The organism is Brachybacterium sp. GPGPB12 (assembly GCF_038396325.1).
GTDB lineage: Bacteria > Actinomycetota > Actinomycetes > Actinomycetales > Dermabacteraceae > Brachybacterium > Brachybacterium conglomeratum.
Window position 1 is genome coordinate 992805 of record NZ_CP149573.1, and the last position, 16442, is coordinate 1009246.

Sequence of the window (16442 nt, forward strand, 5' to 3'; positions counted from 1 at the left end):
TGCGCGGCGCTCAGCGGGGCAGGCGCATGCCGAGGCTGGGGTCCGCGTCGACGAAGCCGAGGGAGCGGTAGAGGCGCTGTCCCGGCGGATCGGCGAGCAGGCTGATGTACGGATGCGGGGGCGCGGCCCGCTCGATCCGGTCGATGAGGTCCTCCATCACGGCCCGCCCGAGGCCGCGACGCTGATGGTCGGGGTCGGTGGCGATGTCGGCGAGGTGGAAGTACCAGGTGCCGTCGCCGAGGGTGCGGCCCATGGCGGCGAGGCCGCCGTCGGCGGTGCGGATCGTGGTCCAGGCCCAGCTGTTCTCGAGTGCGCCGGCCGCCTGCTCCGGGGTGCGGGGGCTGAGCCCCGCGATCTCGCGCAGACGGACGTACTCCTCGCTCCTCGGTGCGGCGTGCTCCAGGCGGTAGCCGTCAGGGAGTGCGGCCGGGCCGGCGGCGCCGGGCCCGTCGTCGGCGCCGGCGGCGGGGCTGTCGGGGTCACGATCGGTCATGGGGCGATCCTGCCAGGTCCGACGGCGATACTGGGACCATGGCCAACTCCCCCGCTCCCCTGCCCGACGACGCCCGCCGCCCCTGCGGGAGCGGTGACGTGCTCGGCGCCTGCCGCGGGCCCGTCGCGCGCGGCGAGCGTCGTGCCCCGACCGCCGTGGCGCTGATGCGCTCGCGGTACACCGCCTTCGCCGTGCGGGACCTGGAGCACCTGCGCGCGCTGGCACCCCACCACCGCCCCCTCGCGGGAGGATCTCGCCGCCTCGCTCGCCGTGGAGGTGCGCTGGCTGCGGCTCGAGATCCACCGGGCCTCGGCCGGCGGGCCCTTCGACGATGCGGGGACGGTGGAGTTCACTGCGATCTCGAAGGGGCCCCACGGCCGGTCCGTGCGAAGACGAGCTCTCCCGCTTCGTGCGCGAGGACGGGATGTGGCTCTACCTCGACGGTCAGGTGGACTGAGCCCCGACCGGACGGTCCGAGCGAGCGCGGACGCGACGGCGCCCCGGACCCGCTCGGGGTCCGGGGCGCCGTCGATGCCTCTCGGCCGGGTGTCAGCGCCGGCGGCGGCGACCTTCTTCTCGGCCCGCTTCGCGGCCTCCTGCAGGATCGCGCCGAGCTCGGCGGCCTGCTTCTCCGCCCCCTTGGAGCGGGGCAGCGAGGACTTCTTCACGGACTTCGCGGCCTTCTTCGCGGAGCGCTCGGTGTCGCGCGTCGCGCTTCCTTCATGGCCGCGGCGACCTTCTCGCCCCGCGTCGGCTCGCGCCGCGAGCGGGCGACCAGCACCGCGATGCCCGCGCCGAGCACGACCACGCCGATGACGCCGCCCACGACCACAGGAAGGGTCGAGTCGGACTTTTCGTCACCGGCGGACGAAAAACCCTTGACCGAGCCGACGAGCTCGTTCTTCCAGCGGGTCACGGCGTTCTTCGGGTTCACGCGGTCGATCAGCTCATCGATGTCGGACGCGAGGTTGTCCTGACGCCGATAGGCCTCGTCGCGCATGTCGTCCAGGCTCTTCTTGTCTGCCACCACTGCCTCCGGGTTGATCAGGGTCTGCTGTGCAGATCGTATCGTGATCGAGGGTACGGGTCGGACGATCAGCCCTTGGTGCGGGCCAGGAAGTCGTCGGCGCCGCCGACGAGCTCCACGTGCCCGGTCTCCACGTCGGCCGTCGCCATCTTCGCGACCTCGGCCGCGAACTCCTCGACCGAGTACAGCTTCCCGGCCGCCTCGCGGCGCCGCTCGAGGGCGCCCGGACGCGCGCGGTCCAGCGGCGTCGCCGTGACGGTGCCCTCGATCATGTCGCCCGAGACGACGACGAAGGTGACGCCCTTATCGCGCATCTCCGGGAGGCGCTCGGTCAGGGCGGTCTCGCCGGCGCGCTTGGAGCGGGCGACCTGCTCGTACTCGGGCATGGTCTCGACGTCGTCGATGAAGTGGGCCTGGTGGCTGGTCACGAACACGACGCGACCGCCCGCGGGCAGATGCGCGAGGCCGGCCTCGAGCGCGGCGACCTGCGCATCGCGGTTCAGGCGCATGGCGTAGTCCTCGCCGAGGTCCTTCTCCATGCCGCCGGACGCGTTCAGCACCAGCAGGTCGAGCCCGCCGAAGCTCTCGATCGCGGCAGACATGAGCGCCTCGAGGCCCTCGGCCGTGGTGAGGTCCGCACCCACGGCGACGGCCTTGCCGCCCGCGGCCTCGATCTCGGCGACGACCTTGTTCGCCCGCGGCGCCTTCTGGCGGTAGTTGATCACGACGTTCGCGCCCTCAGCGGCGAGCGGCTTCGCGGTGGCCGCACCGACCCCGCGCGAGGATCCGGTGACGACGGCGGTCTTGCCTGCGAGGGCGCTCATGGGGAACTCCTGAGAGGTCGGGGATCGGTGTCCGTGAAAGGTGGGGCGCGCTGTGCCGACCGGGACCGGTCCGGGCGTGCGCCTCCGACCGTCCGAGCCTACCGGAGCACGTCGACGAGCCGGTTCGGGCGCACCGCGACGCGCCAGCTAGGCTGGCCCGGCGCGCGAGTGGCGGAATTGGCAGACGCGCTGGATTTAGGTTCCAGTGCCCGAGGGCGTGAGGGTTCGAGTCCCTTCTCGCGCACGCATGCTTCTGGCTGTGACCAGCATCGAAGGGTCACCGTTGGGCCCTTCGGGGGTGAGGTGGGCACGGATTGGGCACATCGCCCCTCCGGGTAGGTCTGTCCTACCCCTCCCCCACCATGGCGGCATGATCATGAAAGACTGGCTCCGAGACCTCGAGCGGGAGATCGACCGACGCGTCACCGCCGCGGCTCGGCGAGGACACCTCGTCACTGCCGACGAGCCGCTCGAGACCCGAGTCGCACCGAACGGCGAGCTCGTCCACTTCTCGATCCGCGGGATCCTCGAGGAGGGCGACGGGTCGCAGGACCCGGGCTGGATGGAACCCGCGTGAGCCACGAGCTCTACCTCGCGCACCAGCGCGCCGTGCAGACGATCCACGGCATCGCGATCCGGTACCGGCTCGCACTCATCGGCCCCCGGATCGATGTCGCCCACTCCGAGCTCGATCCGGCCCTTCCTGAGCATTCGATCCGGGTCCGTGCCGGCGACGACGAGCCGCTGATTGACTCCGCCGACTGGGTCGGACGCCGCGCCGAGCTCGACGCGCACGACCTCGTGTGGTCGCTCGAGCACGTCGACCTCCGCGCCGCCCGGCCCCGGCCTGCGCGCGCCGCTACGACGAGGCGTGGATGGTGGAGGGAGGCGGACCCCGCCCGGCGGTGAGTACGATCGCCCCACTGCACTGCCGACCAGGAGTGAGCATGGACCGAGACAGCCTGATCAAGTACATCAACGCCACCATCGCGAGCGGCGACGCACAGACGTCCGCGCTGGACTACGACGTCGAAGCGATCGCGGACGAGCTCGAGCAGCAAGCTGGGCCTAGCACGGGCGAGAAGGTCGAGGCACCCGTCTTCTGGGCGACGATCCAGAAGCACAAGAAGAACGCATGACCATCACCGCGCCCGGCACGCCGCGCCGGGGAAACCCCGTCGGCATCGCCTCGCTCGCGTTGGGGATCCTGCTTCTCCTCGCCGGTCTCGGCGCCCAGACACTCAGCCCCGCTCTCCCTTTCTTGCTGGAGCGCACCGGCATGTCGTACCAGGCGATCCCTTACCTGTTCGGCATCCCGCAGGCCGTCATCGCCACGATCGCCACCGCGCTCGGCGTCGTCGCGCTTGCCCAACAGCAATCCGTGAGAGCTTCTGGCCAGGTTCGCGGTTGCTCGCGACGCGAACGACGTCGTCACGGAACTCCTGGGGGTAGGGAGCGAGCATGATGCACATCCTTCCCTGCAACGCTTCTCAGCGCCACAGATCATGTGACACCTACCCGCGCATCAGTCCCCCCTGTCGCTGAACCTCGCCCTGCTCGCGGCCGGTGGCTGGTACCTCACCGAACGCGGAGCCCGTCCAGTCGTGGAAGACCTGGGAATCGTCGACGAATGGCGACCGGCCTTCGAGGTCTACGCTCCCGAGCGGTTCACCGGACTCGGGGCGAGGCCACGGTGCTGATCGGTGATTCCCAGATCGAACGGGGCTCTGGTAAGAGGTGCTCGATGCCCCAGTCGCCGTGCGGGGCCAGGGCGGCATGCTCCTCGACGAGGTCACCGCCACGGTGCCCGACACTGTCCACGGCGATGCGGAGCGGGTGATTGTCTGGGCGGGATCGAACGACGTCCTGCACGAGCGGACCACGGACGACGCTGGGCAGGACATAGGCGAGCTCCTCGCGGCCGTCGAGGTCGCCGCCCCGGGCGCCGAGCTGGTCGTTTTCCCTGCCGCCGCTGGAGTGGGGCGACGTCACCGCGACGAACACCGCGCTCGAGGCCGTCACCGAGAGGGCCGGAGCGACTATGCTCGACCTCACCCCCGCTCTCGACGGGCGGCTCGCCTACGACGGCGTGCACCGCACCGGGGCCCGGTACGAGACCGTTGCGGAGGCGCTCGCCGCCCTCTGACCAACGGGCCGCCCGGATCGTCGGCCGGCTGGTCCAGTCTCGTCAGGGTCGACCATGCACGTCCTCGGAGCCCCACGCGATAGCCTCGGCCTGCGACCGCACACGGCTCGAGATCGAGGAGAGCGCCCCATGACCCTGTTCGGGCTCGTCCGCCACGGACAGACGGACTTCAACCTGCAGAACCTCTTCCAGGGGTCCTCGGACATCCCGCTGAACGACACCGGGATCGCGCAGGCTCACGCCGCCTTCGACCGGTCGCCCGCCGTGGACTGGGACGTGGTCATCACCTCGCCGCTGCGCCGCGCCGAGCAGACCGGGCGCATCATCGGCGAGGACCACGGCATCCCCTTCGGCGGCACGGAGCCGCGGCTGGTCGAGATCGACTGGGGCGCGGCCGAGGGACAGCCCGTCGAGGAGATGGAGGCCCGCTATCCGGGTCGTTCGTTCCCGGGCCGCGAGGACCATCAGGCCGTCGCCGACCGCGGCTACGACGCGCTCGAGGACCTCGAGACCCGCTACCCCGGCCAGAAGGTGCTCGCTGGTCGCGCACGGCACCCTGATCCGCTTCCTGCTCTCGGGCATCATCGAGCGCCCGCGCCCTCGATCCCGAACGCGACGCTGTCGCTGATCGAGCTCGAGGACACCACCTGGCGGGTGCGGATGATCGCCGGCGAACAGGTCGACCACGCCGTCGAGGTGCCCACCCGGGCGCAGAACCCCCGCTTCATCGTCGACAAGGCGCGGCTCGCGCCGCACACCACCGCCGGCGCCATGGGCGCCGTCACCACCGCACCGATCCCGGGAGGGAACGCATGAGCGACCGCACCGCCGTGGACTCCGAGGGCTCCTGGTTCGATCCGGAGCGCATCTCCGACCTGCGCCGTCACCTGCCGATCACCTACGTCGACGTGGTGCCGGTGCGCACTGACGTGGACGGGGCCGTGGCCGAGGTGGGGTCGCTGCTCGCGCGCCTCGGGCGCCGGCCAGATCGTGCGTTCGATCGTCTCCGGCCGGGTGCTGATCCACGAGACGCCGCGCGAGGCGATCGCCCGCCACGTCGAGAAGGACCTCGGGACGATGGCGATGCCGCGCGTCCCCGTCTCCCCCGTCCCGTTCACGGTCGCGGAGTACTTCCCCACGCCCGGCGTCTCCCCCTTCCACGACCCGCGCCAGCACGCGATCTCGCTGGCCTACGTGGTCCCGATCGACGGGGAGACCGCCCCGCAGGAGGACGCTCTGGAGCTGTCCTGGTTCGGGGTGGACGAGCCGCTGGGTGACTCCTCCCCGCTCGACGAGATGGACGGTGGCCGCGACCTGCTGGTGCGCCGGGCGCTGGCGTACATGGGCGCCGCCTGAGCGGCATCGTCTGAGCAGCCGCCCGTCCTGGGACCCTGCTCGGCCCCGCTGGCCCCGCCCGGCCTCACTCGAGCCGCGGCCCCCTCGACGTGATCGAGTGGCAGATCTCGACCGGATCAGCTCGATGAATCCGGTCGAGATCTGCCACTCGATGCGCGAGATGATCGCAGCCGCCGCAGCGGACCGCCATGGCGCCGCCGCGGCATCGCCGTGAATCCGCCGAGGGTCGCATCTGGACCGCCATCAGGCAGTCGTGGCGGTCCAGCTGCGCAGCGCTCGGTGTCGGCCAGGGCGGGTCGGGGCCGGGTGGGCCGGCCAGGGTGGGGCCGGTGCCGCCCGGGCCGGGGCCCGGGGCTCAGCCCAGCAGGCGGGCGACGTGCGGGGCGATCGCGCGGAACGCCTTCCCGCGGTGGGAGATCGCGTCCTTCGCCTCGGCGGTGAGCTCGGCGGAGGTGAGCTCCTCGCCATCGGGCAGGAACAGCGGGTCGTAGCCGAAGCCGCCCTCGCCGCGTCGCTCCCGCAGCAGCGTACCGGTCATCTCGCCGCGCTCGACGTGCTCGGCGCCGTCCGGGCCGACGAGCGCCGCCGCGCAGACGAAGCGGGCGCCGCGATGCTCGTCGGGCACGTCGGAGAGCTGGGCGAGCAGCAGGTCGTTGTTCGCCTCGTCGTCGCCGTGACGGCCCGACCAGCGGGCCGAGAAGATGCCCGGGGCGCCGCCGAGCACGTCGACGGCCAGGCCCGAGTCGTCGGCGACGGCGAGCGCGACCCGGTCGCCGACGCGGCGGAGCGGGCCTTCAGCAGGGCGTTCCCCTCGAAGCTCACCTCGTCCTCGACCACATCGGGCGCCGCGATCCCGGCGGAGGAGATCACCTGCTCAGGGGCGAGGCCGGGCACGGCCGCGGCGAGGATCCGCTGCAGCTCGCGGAGCTTCTTCGCGTTGTGGGAGGCGAGGATGACCCGCGCCCCGGCGGGGAAGACCCCGGAGGCGGCGCTCATGCCTGCGCGGCCAGCACGTCGCGCTGGATCTCGGCCAGGCGTGCGCGCCCGGTGGTCGCGAGGTCCAGCAGGGTGCCGAGCTCGGCGCGGTCGAAGGGGGTGCCCTCGGCGGTGCCCTGCACCTCGACGAAGCCTCCGGTGCCGGTGACCACGACGTTCATGTCGGTGTCGGCGGTGACGTCCTCGCGGTACTCGAGGTCCAGCGGCGGCCGTCCCTCGACGATGCCGACGCTGATGGCGCTGACCGTGTCGGTGAGCACCTCGGACGCGGCAGGCAGATCGGTGTGGCGCTTCGCCCAGGAGACCGCATCGGCCAGCGCCACGTAGGCGCCGGTGATCGCGGCGGTGCGGGTGCCGCCGTCGGCCTGGAGCACGTCGCAGTCGAGCTGGATGGTGTTCTCGCCGAGGGCGTCGAGGTCGATCACGGCGCGCAGGGAGCGGCCGATGAGGCGGGAGATCTCGTGGGTGCGCCCGCCGATCTTCCCCTTCACGCTCTCGCGCGGGGAGCGGGTGTTCGTGGCCCGCGGCGGCATCGCGTACTCGGCGGTGACCCAGCCGGAGCCGGAGCCCTTCTTCCACCGCGGCACGCCCTCGGTGAAGGACGCGGTGCACAGCACACGGGTGCGGCCGAACTCGATCAGCGCGCGCCCTCGGCCTGGTCCTGCCAGCCCCGGGTGATGCGCACCTCGGCCTGGTCCTGCCAGCCCCGGGTGATGCGCACCTCCCTGGTCGGGGGTGCGGCCGTCGACGCGGTCGCCGACGAAGGTCTCGGTCTGGGGGCTCACGGGAGCCGCCTCCTCAGTGTGGGTCAGGCGGTCACCTCGAGGATATCGGCCGAGCGGACCATCGTGATCGGGCCCGAGTGGACCTCCTGCGCCTCCGCGAGCGGGATCGCCGGATCGGTCCAGGCCGGGATGTGGGTGAGCGCGAGATGGCCCACCCCGGCGCGGGCGGCGGCCTCCCCGGCGCGGCGCCCGGTCAGGTGCACGCCGGTGAAGCGGTCGTCGCGGCCCTCGATGTAGCCGGCCTCGCACAGGAACAGGTCCGTGCCGCGTGCCAGGTCGTCCAGCGCCTCGCACTCGTCGGTGTCGCCGGAGTAGGCGAGGACGGCGTCGCCCGCGGTGATGCGGAAGCCGTAGGCCTCCACCGGGTGCCGCACGGCGCGGGTCTCGATCGAGAAGGGCCCGATCGTGAAGCGGTGCCCGTCGGAGAGCGGGTGGTGCTCGAACGGGGAGCAGGTCACTCCGTCGGGCACGTTCCCCTCGCGGCTGAGCACCGCGGAGAGCCGGTCCGGCGGCCGGGGCCGGGGCGTGGATCGGCAACTGGCCCAGGTCCGTGCGGGAGTGGTAGGCCCAGAACACCTCGAGACCGGTGAGGTCGAGGTAGTGGTCGGGGTGGAGGTGGGAGATGATCACCGCGTCGAGATCGGCGGGGTCGATCACGCTCTGCAGCGGCCCGAAGGCGCCGGAGCCGAGGTCCATCAGCACCCGCCAGGTGCGTCCCGCCTCGTCCTCGTGCTCGAGGAGGTAGCTGGAGGCGGCACCCTCGGGGCCGGCGAAGCCGCCGCAGCGACCGATGACGTGGACCCTCATGCGCTCACCACCGGCAGCGAGCCGGTCATGTCCAGGGTGGGGCCGAGGAAGCGGCGCGAGAGCGGCCGCGAACTGCTCGCCGCCGCGGCCCTCGGCGGTCTGGGAGAAGACGTGCCGCGGGGAGCGGTCGGTCTCGCGCAGGGCGTCCGCGGCGTGCGGCTGGCGGAACACGTCCAGCGCCGTCTCCTCCGCGGAGGAGACGAGGGTGACGTCCGGACCCATCAGGTAGCTGATAGGACCGGCGAGCATCGGGTAGTGGGTGCGACCGAGCACGAGCGTGTCCACGCCCGCCTCGCGCACCGGAGCGAGGTACTCCTCGGCCACCTCGAGCACCTCCCACCCGCTGACCACGCCGTTCTCGACGAACTCGACGAAGCGGGGGCAGGCCTGGGTGATCAGGTCGAGCTGGGGGGCCGCGGCGAAGGCGTCCTCGTAGGCGCGGGAGGTGACGGTGCCCTGGGTGGCGATCACGCCGACCCTCCCGTTGCGGGTCGCGGCGACGGCGCGGCGCACGGCCGGCTGGATCACCTCGATGACCGGCACGTCGTAGCGTTCGCGCGCATCGCGCGCGACGGCGGCCGACGCGGTGTTGCAGGCGATCACGAGCATCTTCACGCCGTGCTCGACGAGATGGTCCATGATCTCCAGCGCCAGCGAGCGCACCTCGGCGATCGGGCGGGGGCCGTAGGGCCCGTGCTCGGTGTCGCCGATGTAGAGCGACTCCTCCTGCGGCAGCTGATCCAGCACGGCGCGGGCGACCGTCAGGCCGCCCACCCCGGAGTCGAACATCCCGATCGGCGCGTTGTTCATCCCGGCAAGGCTAGTGCGGACAGATGTCCAGGGCAGTGACGGCGCGCTCACTGCGTGCCGTTTCACAGTTCGTCCACACCCGGCACGCGACCGGACGACCCGTCAGTCCAGGGCTCGCAGCAGGCTCTCCTGGAGCCAGCTCAGCGACTCGTACACCGCGATGACGATGTCGGAGCCGACGTGCTCCTCGTCGCCGGTGGAGCCCGCACCCTCGACCCGCTCGCCGATCTGCTGGAGCATCCGGACGGTGTCGAAGTCGCCGTCGCGCCGCAGGCCGAGCCGGTCGGCGAGCACGATCCGCACGTCGTTCAGTGCGCGCAAGCATCGACATCGCCTCGTCCTCGTCCAGGACCACCTCGCTGTGTCCTCCCCGGCCGCGTCGAGGATCCTCATCACGCGGCGGAGGTCGGCGAGCTTCGCGTCGGCCAGATCGCGCTGGCCCAGGCGTCGGTACTCCTCGGCGAGCGCCGGGTCCTCCGACGCCGCGGGGAACAGGCGCCGCACGGCGGAGTCCGAGGGGGTGCGGGCCTCGCGGCCGGCGAACTCGGCCTCGAGCCGGCGCAGCGGGTCCTCGCTCTCGGCGGCGCGGCGCGCCGCGTCCCCGCCCTGGTCGATGCCGAGGTCCCCGCGGATCAGGTCCGCGGTCTCCTGGGCGACCTGAGCGATGATCGCCTTCTCCTCGCCGTCGAGGCGGCAGGCGAGGGAGCCGTCGGGTCGGCGTCGGAACGCATGCGCCATCAGCCCTCCCCCGCCTTCTCGATCGTGGACTGCAGTCCGAAGGAGTGCATGGCCTGCACGTCGGTCTCCGCCTTCTCGCGCGAGCCGCGGGAGACGATCGCGCGGCCCTCCTCGTGGACCTGCATCATCAGCCGCTCGGCGACCACGCGGGAGTACCCGAAGTAGCGGCGGAAGACGAACACGACGTAGCTCATGAGGTTCACCGGGTCGTTCCAGACCACGGTGCACCAGGGGCCCTCGGTCTCGAGCGTGGTGCGCTCCTCCGTCGCGGCATCGGTGCGGGTCCGCGTCCGCGGGTCCGCCCGCGGCAGATCGACCGGCATGCACATCCCTCCTGAGTCTCGCCGCTGCCCGGGGCGCCGGGTGGGCGGCGCACCGAGTCTACGGGGCGCGCCGCCTCCCCTGCCCGCCCGCCACGCACTACGGTGGACACCGTGACTTCCGCCCTGCTCACCGACCTCTACGAGCTGACGATGCTGGAGGCGGCCCGGGATGCGGGGACCGCCTCCCGCCGCGCGTCTTCGAGGTGTTCACCCGCTCCCTGCCCGCCGGGCGCCGCTACGGCGTGCTCGCCGGCACCGGCCGCGTGCTCGACGCGATCGCGGACTTTCGCTTCGACGACGCGGACCTGCGCTACCTCGCCTCCACCGGCGCGCCGCGGGAGGACACCCTCGACCATCTCGCGCGGCACGAGTTCACGGGCGACGTCTTCGGGTACCAGGAGGGTGAGCTGTTCTTCCCGAACTCGCCCGTCTCGCGGATCGAGGGGACCTTCGAGAACGCGGTGATGCTGGAGACGGTCGTGCTCTCGATCCTGAACCACGACAGCGGCGTCGCCTCCGTCGGCTCGCGCATGGTCACCGCCGCGCGAGGCCGTCCCCTGATCGAGATGGGCGGGCGGCGCGTGCACGAGGACGCCGCGATCGCCGCGACCCGCGCCGCGTACCTGGTCGGCTTCGCCTCCACCTCGAGCCTCGCCGCGGGCGCGCACTACCGCATCCCCGCCGCGGGCACCTCCGCGCACGCCTTCACGCCGCTGTTCGACAGCGAGGAGGACGCCTTCCGCGCCCAGCTCACCACCCAGGGCGCCGGCACCACCGTGCTGGTGGACACCTATGACGTGGAGTCCGCGGTGCGCACCGCGGTGGAGATCGCCGGCCCCGGGCTCGGGGCGGTGCGGCTGGACTCCGGCGACCTGGCCGAGCAGGCCGGACGCGTGCGGGAGCCGCTGGACTCGCTCGGCGCGACCTCCACGCGCATCACCGCCACCGGCGACCTCGACGAGCACCGGGTCGAGGAGCTGAAGGATGAGCCGCTGGACGGCTACGGGATCGGCACCCGCCTGGTGACCGGCGGCGGGCACCCCGCCCCCGGCTTCGTGTACAAGCTCGTCGAGCGCGAGGGCGCCGACGGGCAGATGCATCCGGTCGGCAAGCGGTCGACGGACAAGGCGACCCTCGGGGCGGGCAAGGCCGCGTACCGGATGGTCGTCGGCGGGCAGGCCCGGGCGGAGCTGGTGCTCCCGGGCGAGGCGGAGGTCGCGGAGTTCGAGCGGGAGCTGACGGCGGAGCTGATCTCCGGCACGTCCAACCCTGACTGGGCCCGCACCTCGCTGCGTCCGCTGCAGGTGCCGCTGATCGAGGCCGGCGAGGACGTCGCCCCGAAGCGCGCCCCCGCACGGCTCGAGGCCGCCCGCGAGCGCCACGCCGCCTCCCTCGCGGAGCTGGGCCTCTCGGCCGACGACGGGCCCGACGGCGAGATCGCGATCCCGACCCTCACCGACGGCGCGGAGGCCGCCCGCGTCCTGCGCTGAGCGCGCGGGCAGGGTCGGGAGTCGGCAGGGGTCAGCGGCGGCCGACGAACCAGCCGCGCACGATCGAGATCCGCTCCTCGATCTGCTCGGCGCTGGCCTGCGCGACGGCGGGCCCGCCGCGCGCGAGCGCGCGGCGTGTTGTGGACCGAGCCGTGCGGGGTGCCGGACTTCTTCGCCCACGCCGAGACCAGGGAGCTGAGCTCCTTGCGCAGGTCCATGAGGCGGCGGTGGTCGACCACGCCGGGGGTCGTCGGGCGCTGGTCCGCACCGCTCTTCTGGCGTCGGGCCTCTTTGCTGGGCCTGCTGCTGCTGGAGCACGACCCGCATCTGGTCGGCGTCCAGCGGCCCGGGGATGCCGAGGAACTCCTGCTCGTCCTCCGAGCCGATCATGCCGCCGGCGCCGTACTCGCCGCCGTCGAACAGGACCCGGTCGAAGGAGGCCTCCGACTCGAGCGCCTCGAAGCTCATCTCGAGCTGGTCGCTGGCCTGCTCGGGCCGGTTGGCCTGCTCGATCAGCGACTCGTCGAGCCCGGTCTCCTCGTCGCCCGTCCTCGGCCGACGGTCCAGGACGTGGTCGCGCTCCTCCTCCATCGCGGCCGCGTGGGCCATCAGGATCGGGACGGTGGGCAGGAAGACGCTCGCGGTCTCGCCGCGGGTCCGCGAGCGCACGAAGCGGCCCACGGCCTGGGCGAAGAACATCGGGGTGGAGGTCGAGGTGGCGTAGACGCCGACGGACAGGCGCGGCACGTCCACGCCCTCGGACACCATGCGCACCGCGACCATCCAGCGGTCGTCGGAGGCGGAGAAGTCCTCGATCCGCTTGCCGGCGCCCTCGTCGTCCGAGAGCACCACGGTGGGCGCCTGACCGGTGAGGTCGTGGAGGGTCGCGGCGTAGGCGCGGGCGGCCTTCTGGTCGGTGGCGATGACGAGCCCGCCCGCGTCGGGCACATGGCGGCGCACCTCGGTCAGGCGCCGGTCCGCGGCCGAGAGCACGGACTGGATCCACTCCCCCTTGGGGTCCAGGGCGGTGCGCCAGGCCTGCTGGGTGATGTCCTTGGTCTCGAGCGCGCCGAGCTGGGCGGAGACCTCGTCGCCCGTCTTCGTGCGCCAGTGCATACGCCCGGAGTAGGTCATGAACAGCACGGGGCGCACGACGTGATCGCGCGCGCGCCTCGCCGTAGCCGTAGGTGTAGTCCGCCTTCGATCGCGCGAAGCCCTCCGCGTCCTCCTCGTAGGTGACGAAGGGGATCTCGGAGTCGTCCGAGCGGAACGGCGTGCCGGTCAGGGCCAGGCGCCGCGTGGCGGGGTCGAAGGCCTCGCGCACCCCGTCGCCCCAGGTCCGGGAGTCGCCGGCGTGGTGGATCTCGTCGAGGATCACCAGGGTGCGGTCCGCCTCGGTGCGGGCGCGGTGCGGCGCCGGGTGCATGCCGATCTGGGCGTAGGTCACCGCGACGCCCTGGTATTGGTCGCCGTGCGCGCCCTGGGAGTTGGCGAAGTTCGGGTCCAGGGAGATGCCCACGCGCGCGGCCGCGTCGGCCCACTGGGTCTTCAGGTGCTCCGTCGGGGCGACGACGGTGACCCGTCGGACGGTCCCCTCGGAGAGCAGACCCGCCGCGATCTGCGGCGCGAAGGTCGTCTTGCCGGCGCCCGGGGTCGCGACGGCCAGGAAGTCCTTCGGCGCCCGGTTCCGGTACATCTCGAGGGCCTCGGCCTGCCAGGCGCGGAGCTTGGGGACGGTGCCCCAGGCGGCGCGCTCGGGGTAGGCGACGGGGAGCGTCCTCGCCGCCGCCTCGGAGGGCTGGCGGGGGTCGCTCTGGGAGAAGAAGGAGGGAGTGGTGTTCACGGCGTGGACCACCGTACCGCCGGGGACCGACGACCCGCCCACCTGCCCGATGTGAGGAAGTCCGCGGGGACGGCGCGAGGGCGGCGCCGCCTCTCGGCGCACCGCCCTCGCGGCGGATTCCTGCAGGGCAGGGTCTCAGCGGCGACCGCCGAAGAAGCCGCGGAAGCCGCCGCCACGGCCGGAGCCGCCCTTGCCTCCTGTGCCGTCACCGCCGTCGTTCGGCTCGCGGATCCCCTCGTAGATCTCCTTGCACTCCGGGCACACCGGGTACTTCTCGGGGTCGCGGCCGGGCACCCACACCTTGCCGCACAGAGCGATCACGGGCGTGCCGCCGAGCGCTGCCTGGGTGATCTTGTCCTTGCGCACGTAGTGCGCGAACCGGTCGTGGTCGCCGTCGTCGGTGGTCTGCTCCTGCTCCTGCACCTGACGGTCCATGACGGCGGTGGGCGCGGCTCCCGGGTCATCGGAGTAGGGGTCCATGCGGGACGGATCGGACGTGGAGGACATGGAGGTCATGACAGCCTCCCTCGCTTTCTGCCTCGGTCGCGGGCGTGCTCCTCGAAGCCTAGCGGCCCCGCCTCCGCGGGGACAGGACACGACCCTGGGAGACTGCGTCCATGGATGCCGTGGCCGAGTTCTTCCGGAGGATCCCCGTCGAGATCGTGCGGGTCGGCGGCTCCGTGCCGTGGCGGACCGGCCTGCTCGGCCTCGCGCTGGTGCTCAACATCGGCTTCTTCCTGCCGATGTCCCCGGGCGGGATCGGCCTGCCGGGGCTGGACAAGGCCGTGCACCTGCTCCTCTTCGCGGCCACCGTGTTCACCGCCGGACGGGTCCTCGCCCCCGCGCGGCGCTTCCCGATCGGCTGGGTGGTGGTGGCCGCGCTGGTCCACGCCCTGGTGGTCGAGCTCGTCCAGCACGCCGCGATCCCGGGTCGCTCCGGCGACCCGTTGGACGTCCTCTTCGACGTGGTCGGCATCGCGCTCGGCCTCGGGCTGTGGGCCGGCGAGCGGATCGCCGCGCCGCGCCGCCGCCGAGCGCGAGGTGGAGCCGTCGGCCCCGCCGCTCGAGGCGCCCGCAGCGCTGAGGGGCCGTGGATCCCAGCGGCCCCAGCATGCGGCGGGGTCAGCCGTTCAGCGTGATCTCGTCGGCGTAGACCGCCGTCATCGTCCCGGTGATCGTGTCGATGGTGCCGGCCTCCTCGCGGGCGACCCGCTCGACCTCGCTCGCGACCGCCTTGGTCACCCCGTCGTGGAAGACGCTGGGGACGATGTAGGTGGGGTTGAGCTCCTCGGCGCTGACGACGTCGGCCAGGGCGTTCGCCGCGGCCAGCAAGCATCCGGTCGCTGACCCGGGTGGCGTGGGCGTCCAGCGACCCGCGGAACACGCCGGGGAAGGCGAGGACATTGTTGATCTGGTTGGCGAAGTCGCTGCGCCCGGTGGCGACGACCTCGGCGTGCTTGACCGCCTCGGCCGGGTCGATCTCCGGGGTGGGGTTCGCCATCGCGAAGACGACGGCGCGGTCCGCCATCGTCGCGACGTCCTCGGCGGAGAGGATGTTCCCGGCGCTGACGCCGATGAACACGTCGGCGCCTGCGACCGCGTCCTGCAGAGTGCCGGTGAGCTGGCGCGGGTTGGTGACCTCGGCGATCCAGGGCAGACGCCCCTCGAGCTTCTCGCGGTTCTCGTGGATGATGCCGTCGATGTCGGTGACGATGATGTCGCGCGCACCGGCCGCGCGAAGCAGGCGCAGGATCGCGGTGCCCGCGGCGCCGGCGCCGGAGAGCACGATCCGGGCGGTGGAGATGTCCTTCTCCACCACGCGCAGGGCGTTGCGCGGCGCGGCGACGACCACGATCGCGGTGCCGTGCTGGTCGTCGTGGAAGACGGGGATGTCGAGCTCGGCGCGCAGACGGTCCTCGATCTCGAAGCGGCGCGGAGCGGAGATGTCCTCGAGGTTGATACCGGCGAAGACAGGCGCGATCGCCTTGACGTGGTTGACGATGTCGTCGACCGAGTGGGCGTCCAGGCAGATCGGGAACGCGTCGATGTTCGCGAAGCGCTTGAACAGGGCGGCCTTGCCCTCCATCACCGGCATCGCGGCGAGCGGCCCGAGGTCGCCCAGGCCCAGGATCGCGGAGCCGTCGGAGACGACGGCGACGGTGTTGCGCTTGATGGTCAGGCGGCGCGCGTCCTCGGGGTTCTCGGCGATCGCCTTGACCACGCGGGCCACGCCCGGGGTGTAGATCATCGAGAGGTCGTCGCGGTGGCGGATCGGGAGCTTCGACTCGACCGTCAGCTTGCCGCCCAGGTGGGCGAGGAAGGTGCGGTCCGAGACCTTGCCGAGCTCGACGCCCTCGAGCTCCTTGAGCGACTCGACGACCTCCATCGCGTGGTCGTGGCCGCTGGTGAGCACCGTGATGTCCGCCCGCATGCGCTCGGGCCCGGAGGCGGAGACGTCGAGCGCGGTGACCGTCGCCCCGTGTCGCTCGATGCGGCCGGTGATGTCGCTGACCGCTGCGGAGCGCGCCGCGAACTCCAGACGGACGGTGATGGAATAGCTGACGGATGGCATCGGTGACATGGAGCACAGCCTAGCGCGCTCGACCTGCTCGGATCGACCGCGCGACCTGCAGGTAAGGACGGTCGCCCGGAGGGTGCGGCGGCGGCCGTTGCGAGGATGGGGAGTTCTGCCGATGGTGCGATGTCGGGAACCCTGCTTGAGTGTGCGTGGACGGGCAGGCGCCCGTGCGCCGCCGAGCGTCGAGGGGCTGTCCTTCTCCGGGTCACGCCGGCGGTCCAGGGTG

At 72.4% G+C, this 16442-nt stretch carries 15 protein-coding genes, 1 tRNA gene and 8 pseudogenes; 9 read left to right on the top strand and 15 right to left on the bottom strand.

Annotation, left to right across the window (positions count from 1 at the left end):
- Positions 1-10: 10 nt before the first annotated feature.
- The 4 genes from WKH84_RS05565 to WKH84_RS05580 form a co-directional block, all read right to left on the bottom strand.
- A complete protein-coding gene (locus WKH84_RS05565) occupies positions 11-493 on the bottom strand; it encodes a GNAT family N-acetyltransferase (protein WP_341855938.1) in 483 nt (160 codons plus the stop codon).
- On the bottom strand, positions 490-1161 hold the full coding sequence (locus WKH84_RS05570; protein WP_341855939.1) for a hypothetical protein: 672 nt from the start codon (positions 1159-1161) through the stop codon (positions 490-492). Before WKH84_RS05570 ends, WKH84_RS05565 begins: the two co-directional genes overlap by 4 nt.
- The gene (locus WKH84_RS05575) at positions 1158-1520 is read right to left on the bottom strand and encodes a hypothetical protein (protein ID WP_341855940.1); all 363 of its coding nucleotides are present in this window, start codon (positions 1518-1520) and stop codon (positions 1158-1160) included. The genes WKH84_RS05570 and WKH84_RS05575 overlap by 4 nt, the downstream gene beginning before the upstream one ends.
- A gap of 68 nt (positions 1521-1588) precedes the next feature.
- Positions 1589-2344, bottom strand: a complete 756-nt coding sequence (locus WKH84_RS05580) for an SDR family oxidoreductase (RefSeq protein WP_341855941.1) — start codon at positions 2342-2344, stop codon at positions 1589-1591.
- Positions 2345-2506: 162 nt separating this feature from the next.
- On the opposite strand from WKH84_RS05580, the gene WKH84_RS05585 reads away from it, so the two are divergent.
- The 5 genes from WKH84_RS05585 (at position 2507) to WKH84_RS05605 (ending at position 3809) form a co-directional block, all read left to right on the top strand.
- A tRNA-Leu gene (locus tag WKH84_RS05585) sits at positions 2507-2588 on the top strand.
- Positions 2589-2714: 126 nt separating this feature from the next.
- Positions 2715-2921 (top strand): hypothetical protein, encoded by a 207-nt coding sequence (locus WKH84_RS05590; RefSeq protein ID WP_341855942.1) that lies wholly within the window; start codon positions 2715-2717, stop codon positions 2919-2921.
- Positions 2918-3253 (top strand): hypothetical protein, encoded by a 336-nt coding sequence (locus tag WKH84_RS05595; protein ID WP_341855943.1) that lies wholly within the window; start codon positions 2918-2920, stop codon positions 3251-3253. The genes WKH84_RS05590 and WKH84_RS05595 overlap by 4 nt, the downstream gene beginning before the upstream one ends.
- A gap of 38 nt (positions 3254-3291) precedes the next feature.
- On the top strand, positions 3292-3483 hold the full coding sequence (locus tag WKH84_RS05600) for a hypothetical protein (RefSeq protein WP_341855944.1): 192 nt from the start codon (positions 3292-3294) through the stop codon (positions 3481-3483).
- Complete coding sequence (locus tag WKH84_RS05605; protein WP_341855945.1) at positions 3480-3809, top strand: hypothetical protein; 330 nt, start codon at positions 3480-3482, stop codon at positions 3807-3809. The genes WKH84_RS05600 and WKH84_RS05605 overlap by 4 nt, the downstream gene beginning before the upstream one ends.
- A 203-nt stretch (positions 3810-4012) precedes the next feature.
- On the opposite strand, the gene WKH84_RS05610 is transcribed toward WKH84_RS05605, so the two are convergent.
- Positions 4013-4366, bottom strand: coding sequence for a hypothetical protein (locus WKH84_RS05610; protein WP_341855946.1), 354 nt, complete (start codon positions 4364-4366; stop codon positions 4013-4015).
- A gap of 253 nt (positions 4367-4619) precedes the next feature.
- Here WKH84_RS05610 and WKH84_RS05615 point away from each other — a divergent pair, with 253 nt between their 5' ends.
- Together WKH84_RS05615 and WKH84_RS05620 are read left to right on the top strand one after the other, a co-directional pair.
- Positions 4620-5306, top strand: coding sequence for a histidine phosphatase family protein (locus WKH84_RS05615; RefSeq protein WP_341855947.1), 687 nt, complete (start codon positions 4620-4622; stop codon positions 5304-5306).
- Positions 5303-5846 (top strand): annotated as a pseudogene (locus WKH84_RS05620) (DUF4916 domain-containing protein). The gene WKH84_RS05615 and the pseudogene WKH84_RS05620 overlap by 4 nt, the downstream one beginning before the upstream one ends.
- Before the next feature lie 355 nt (positions 5847-6201).
- Here WKH84_RS05620 and rdgB read toward each other — a convergent pair.
- The 7 genes and pseudogenes from rdgB to clpS form a co-directional block, all read right to left on the bottom strand.
- Positions 6202-6842, bottom strand: a pseudogene (rdgB, locus tag WKH84_RS05625) (RdgB/HAM1 family non-canonical purine NTP pyrophosphatase).
- A pseudogene (gene rph, locus WKH84_RS05630) lies at positions 6839-7563 on the bottom strand (ribonuclease PH). The pseudogenes rdgB and rph overlap by 4 nt, the downstream one beginning before the upstream one ends.
- 87 nt (positions 7564-7650) lie before the next feature.
- Positions 7651-8118, bottom strand: a complete 468-nt coding sequence (locus tag WKH84_RS05635; protein WP_341855948.1) for an MBL fold metallo-hydrolase — start codon at positions 8116-8118, stop codon at positions 7651-7653.
- Positions 8108-8434 (bottom strand): annotated as a pseudogene (locus WKH84_RS05640) (MBL fold metallo-hydrolase); the annotation flags it as partial. The gene WKH84_RS05635 and the pseudogene WKH84_RS05640, both read right to left, overlap by 11 nt.
- Positions 8431-9244, bottom strand: a pseudogene (gene murI / locus WKH84_RS05645) (glutamate racemase). The pseudogenes WKH84_RS05640 and murI, both read right to left, overlap by 4 nt.
- A gap of 102 nt (positions 9245-9346) precedes the next feature.
- Complete coding sequence (locus WKH84_RS05650; RefSeq protein WP_341855949.1) at positions 9347-9982, bottom strand: DUF2017 family protein; 636 nt, start codon at positions 9980-9982, stop codon at positions 9347-9349.
- Positions 9982-10305 carry an ATP-dependent Clp protease adapter ClpS gene (gene clpS / locus WKH84_RS05655; RefSeq protein WP_341855950.1) on the bottom strand — a complete coding sequence of 108 codons (324 nt, stop codon included), beginning with the start codon at positions 10303-10305 and terminating at the stop codon, positions 9982-9984. The genes WKH84_RS05650 and clpS overlap by 1 nt, the downstream gene beginning before the upstream one ends.
- A gap of 111 nt (positions 10306-10416) precedes the next feature.
- Between clpS and WKH84_RS05660 the strand changes: the two are divergent.
- Positions 10417-11795, top strand: a pseudogene (locus WKH84_RS05660) (nicotinate phosphoribosyltransferase).
- Positions 11796-11826: 31 nt separating this feature from the next.
- On the opposite strand, the pseudogene WKH84_RS05665 reads toward WKH84_RS05660, so the two are convergent.
- Both WKH84_RS05665 and WKH84_RS05670 read right to left on the bottom strand, forming a co-directional pair.
- Positions 11827-13638 (bottom strand): annotated as a pseudogene (locus WKH84_RS05665) (DEAD/DEAH box helicase).
- 135 nt (positions 13639-13773) lie between these two features.
- Positions 13774-14145 (bottom strand): DUF3039 domain-containing protein, encoded by a 372-nt coding sequence (locus tag WKH84_RS05670; RefSeq protein WP_341856783.1) that lies wholly within the window; start codon positions 14143-14145, stop codon positions 13774-13776.
- 236 nt (positions 14146-14381) lie between these two features.
- Here WKH84_RS05670 and WKH84_RS05675 point away from each other — a divergent pair, with 236 nt between their 5' ends.
- The gene (locus WKH84_RS05675; protein ID WP_341856784.1) at positions 14382-14777 is read left to right on the top strand and encodes a VanZ family protein; all 396 of its coding nucleotides are present in this window, start codon (positions 14382-14384) and stop codon (positions 14775-14777) included.
- Here the strand turns inward: WKH84_RS05675 and WKH84_RS05680 are convergent.
- A pseudogene (locus tag WKH84_RS05680) lies at positions 14761-16219 on the bottom strand (NAD-dependent malic enzyme). The gene WKH84_RS05675 and the pseudogene WKH84_RS05680 sit on opposite strands and share 17 nt — an antisense overlap.
- Positions 16220-16442 lie beyond the last annotated feature (223 nt).

Excerpts from the sequence above, each read along its gene's own strand:
- WKH84_RS05590 (WP_341855942.1), top strand. The coding sequence starts at position 2,715 with ATGATCATGAAAGACTGGCTCCGAGACCTCGAGCGGGAGATCGACCGA.
- WKH84_RS05565 (WP_341855938.1), bottom strand. The coding sequence starts at position 493 with ATGACCGATCGTGACCCCGACAGCCCCGCCGCCGGCGCCGACGACGGG.
- WKH84_RS05650 (WP_341855949.1), bottom strand. The coding sequence starts at position 9,982 with ATGGCGCATGCGTTCCGACGCCGACCCGACGGCTCCCTCGCCTGCCGC.
- WKH84_RS05675 (WP_341856784.1), top strand. The coding sequence starts at position 14,382 with ATGTCCCCGGGCGGGATCGGCCTGCCGGGGCTGGACAAGGCCGTGCAC.
- WKH84_RS05605 (WP_341855945.1), top strand. The coding sequence starts at position 3,480 with ATGACCATCACCGCGCCCGGCACGCCGCGCCGGGGAAACCCCGTCGGC.
- WKH84_RS05580 (WP_341855941.1), bottom strand. The coding sequence starts at position 2,344 with ATGAGCGCCCTCGCAGGCAAGACCGCCGTCGTCACCGGATCCTCGCGC.
- WKH84_RS05615 (WP_341855947.1), top strand. The coding sequence starts at position 4,620 with ATGACCCTGTTCGGGCTCGTCCGCCACGGACAGACGGACTTCAACCTG.
- WKH84_RS05600 (WP_341855944.1), top strand. The coding sequence starts at position 3,292 with ATGGACCGAGACAGCCTGATCAAGTACATCAACGCCACCATCGCGAGC.
- WKH84_RS05670 (WP_341856783.1), bottom strand. The coding sequence starts at position 14,145 with ATGTCCTCCACGTCCGATCCGTCCCGCATGGACCCCTACTCCGATGAC.
- clpS (WP_341855950.1), bottom strand. The coding sequence starts at position 10,305 with ATGCCGGTCGATCTGCCGCGGGCGGACCCGCGGACGCGGACCCGCACC.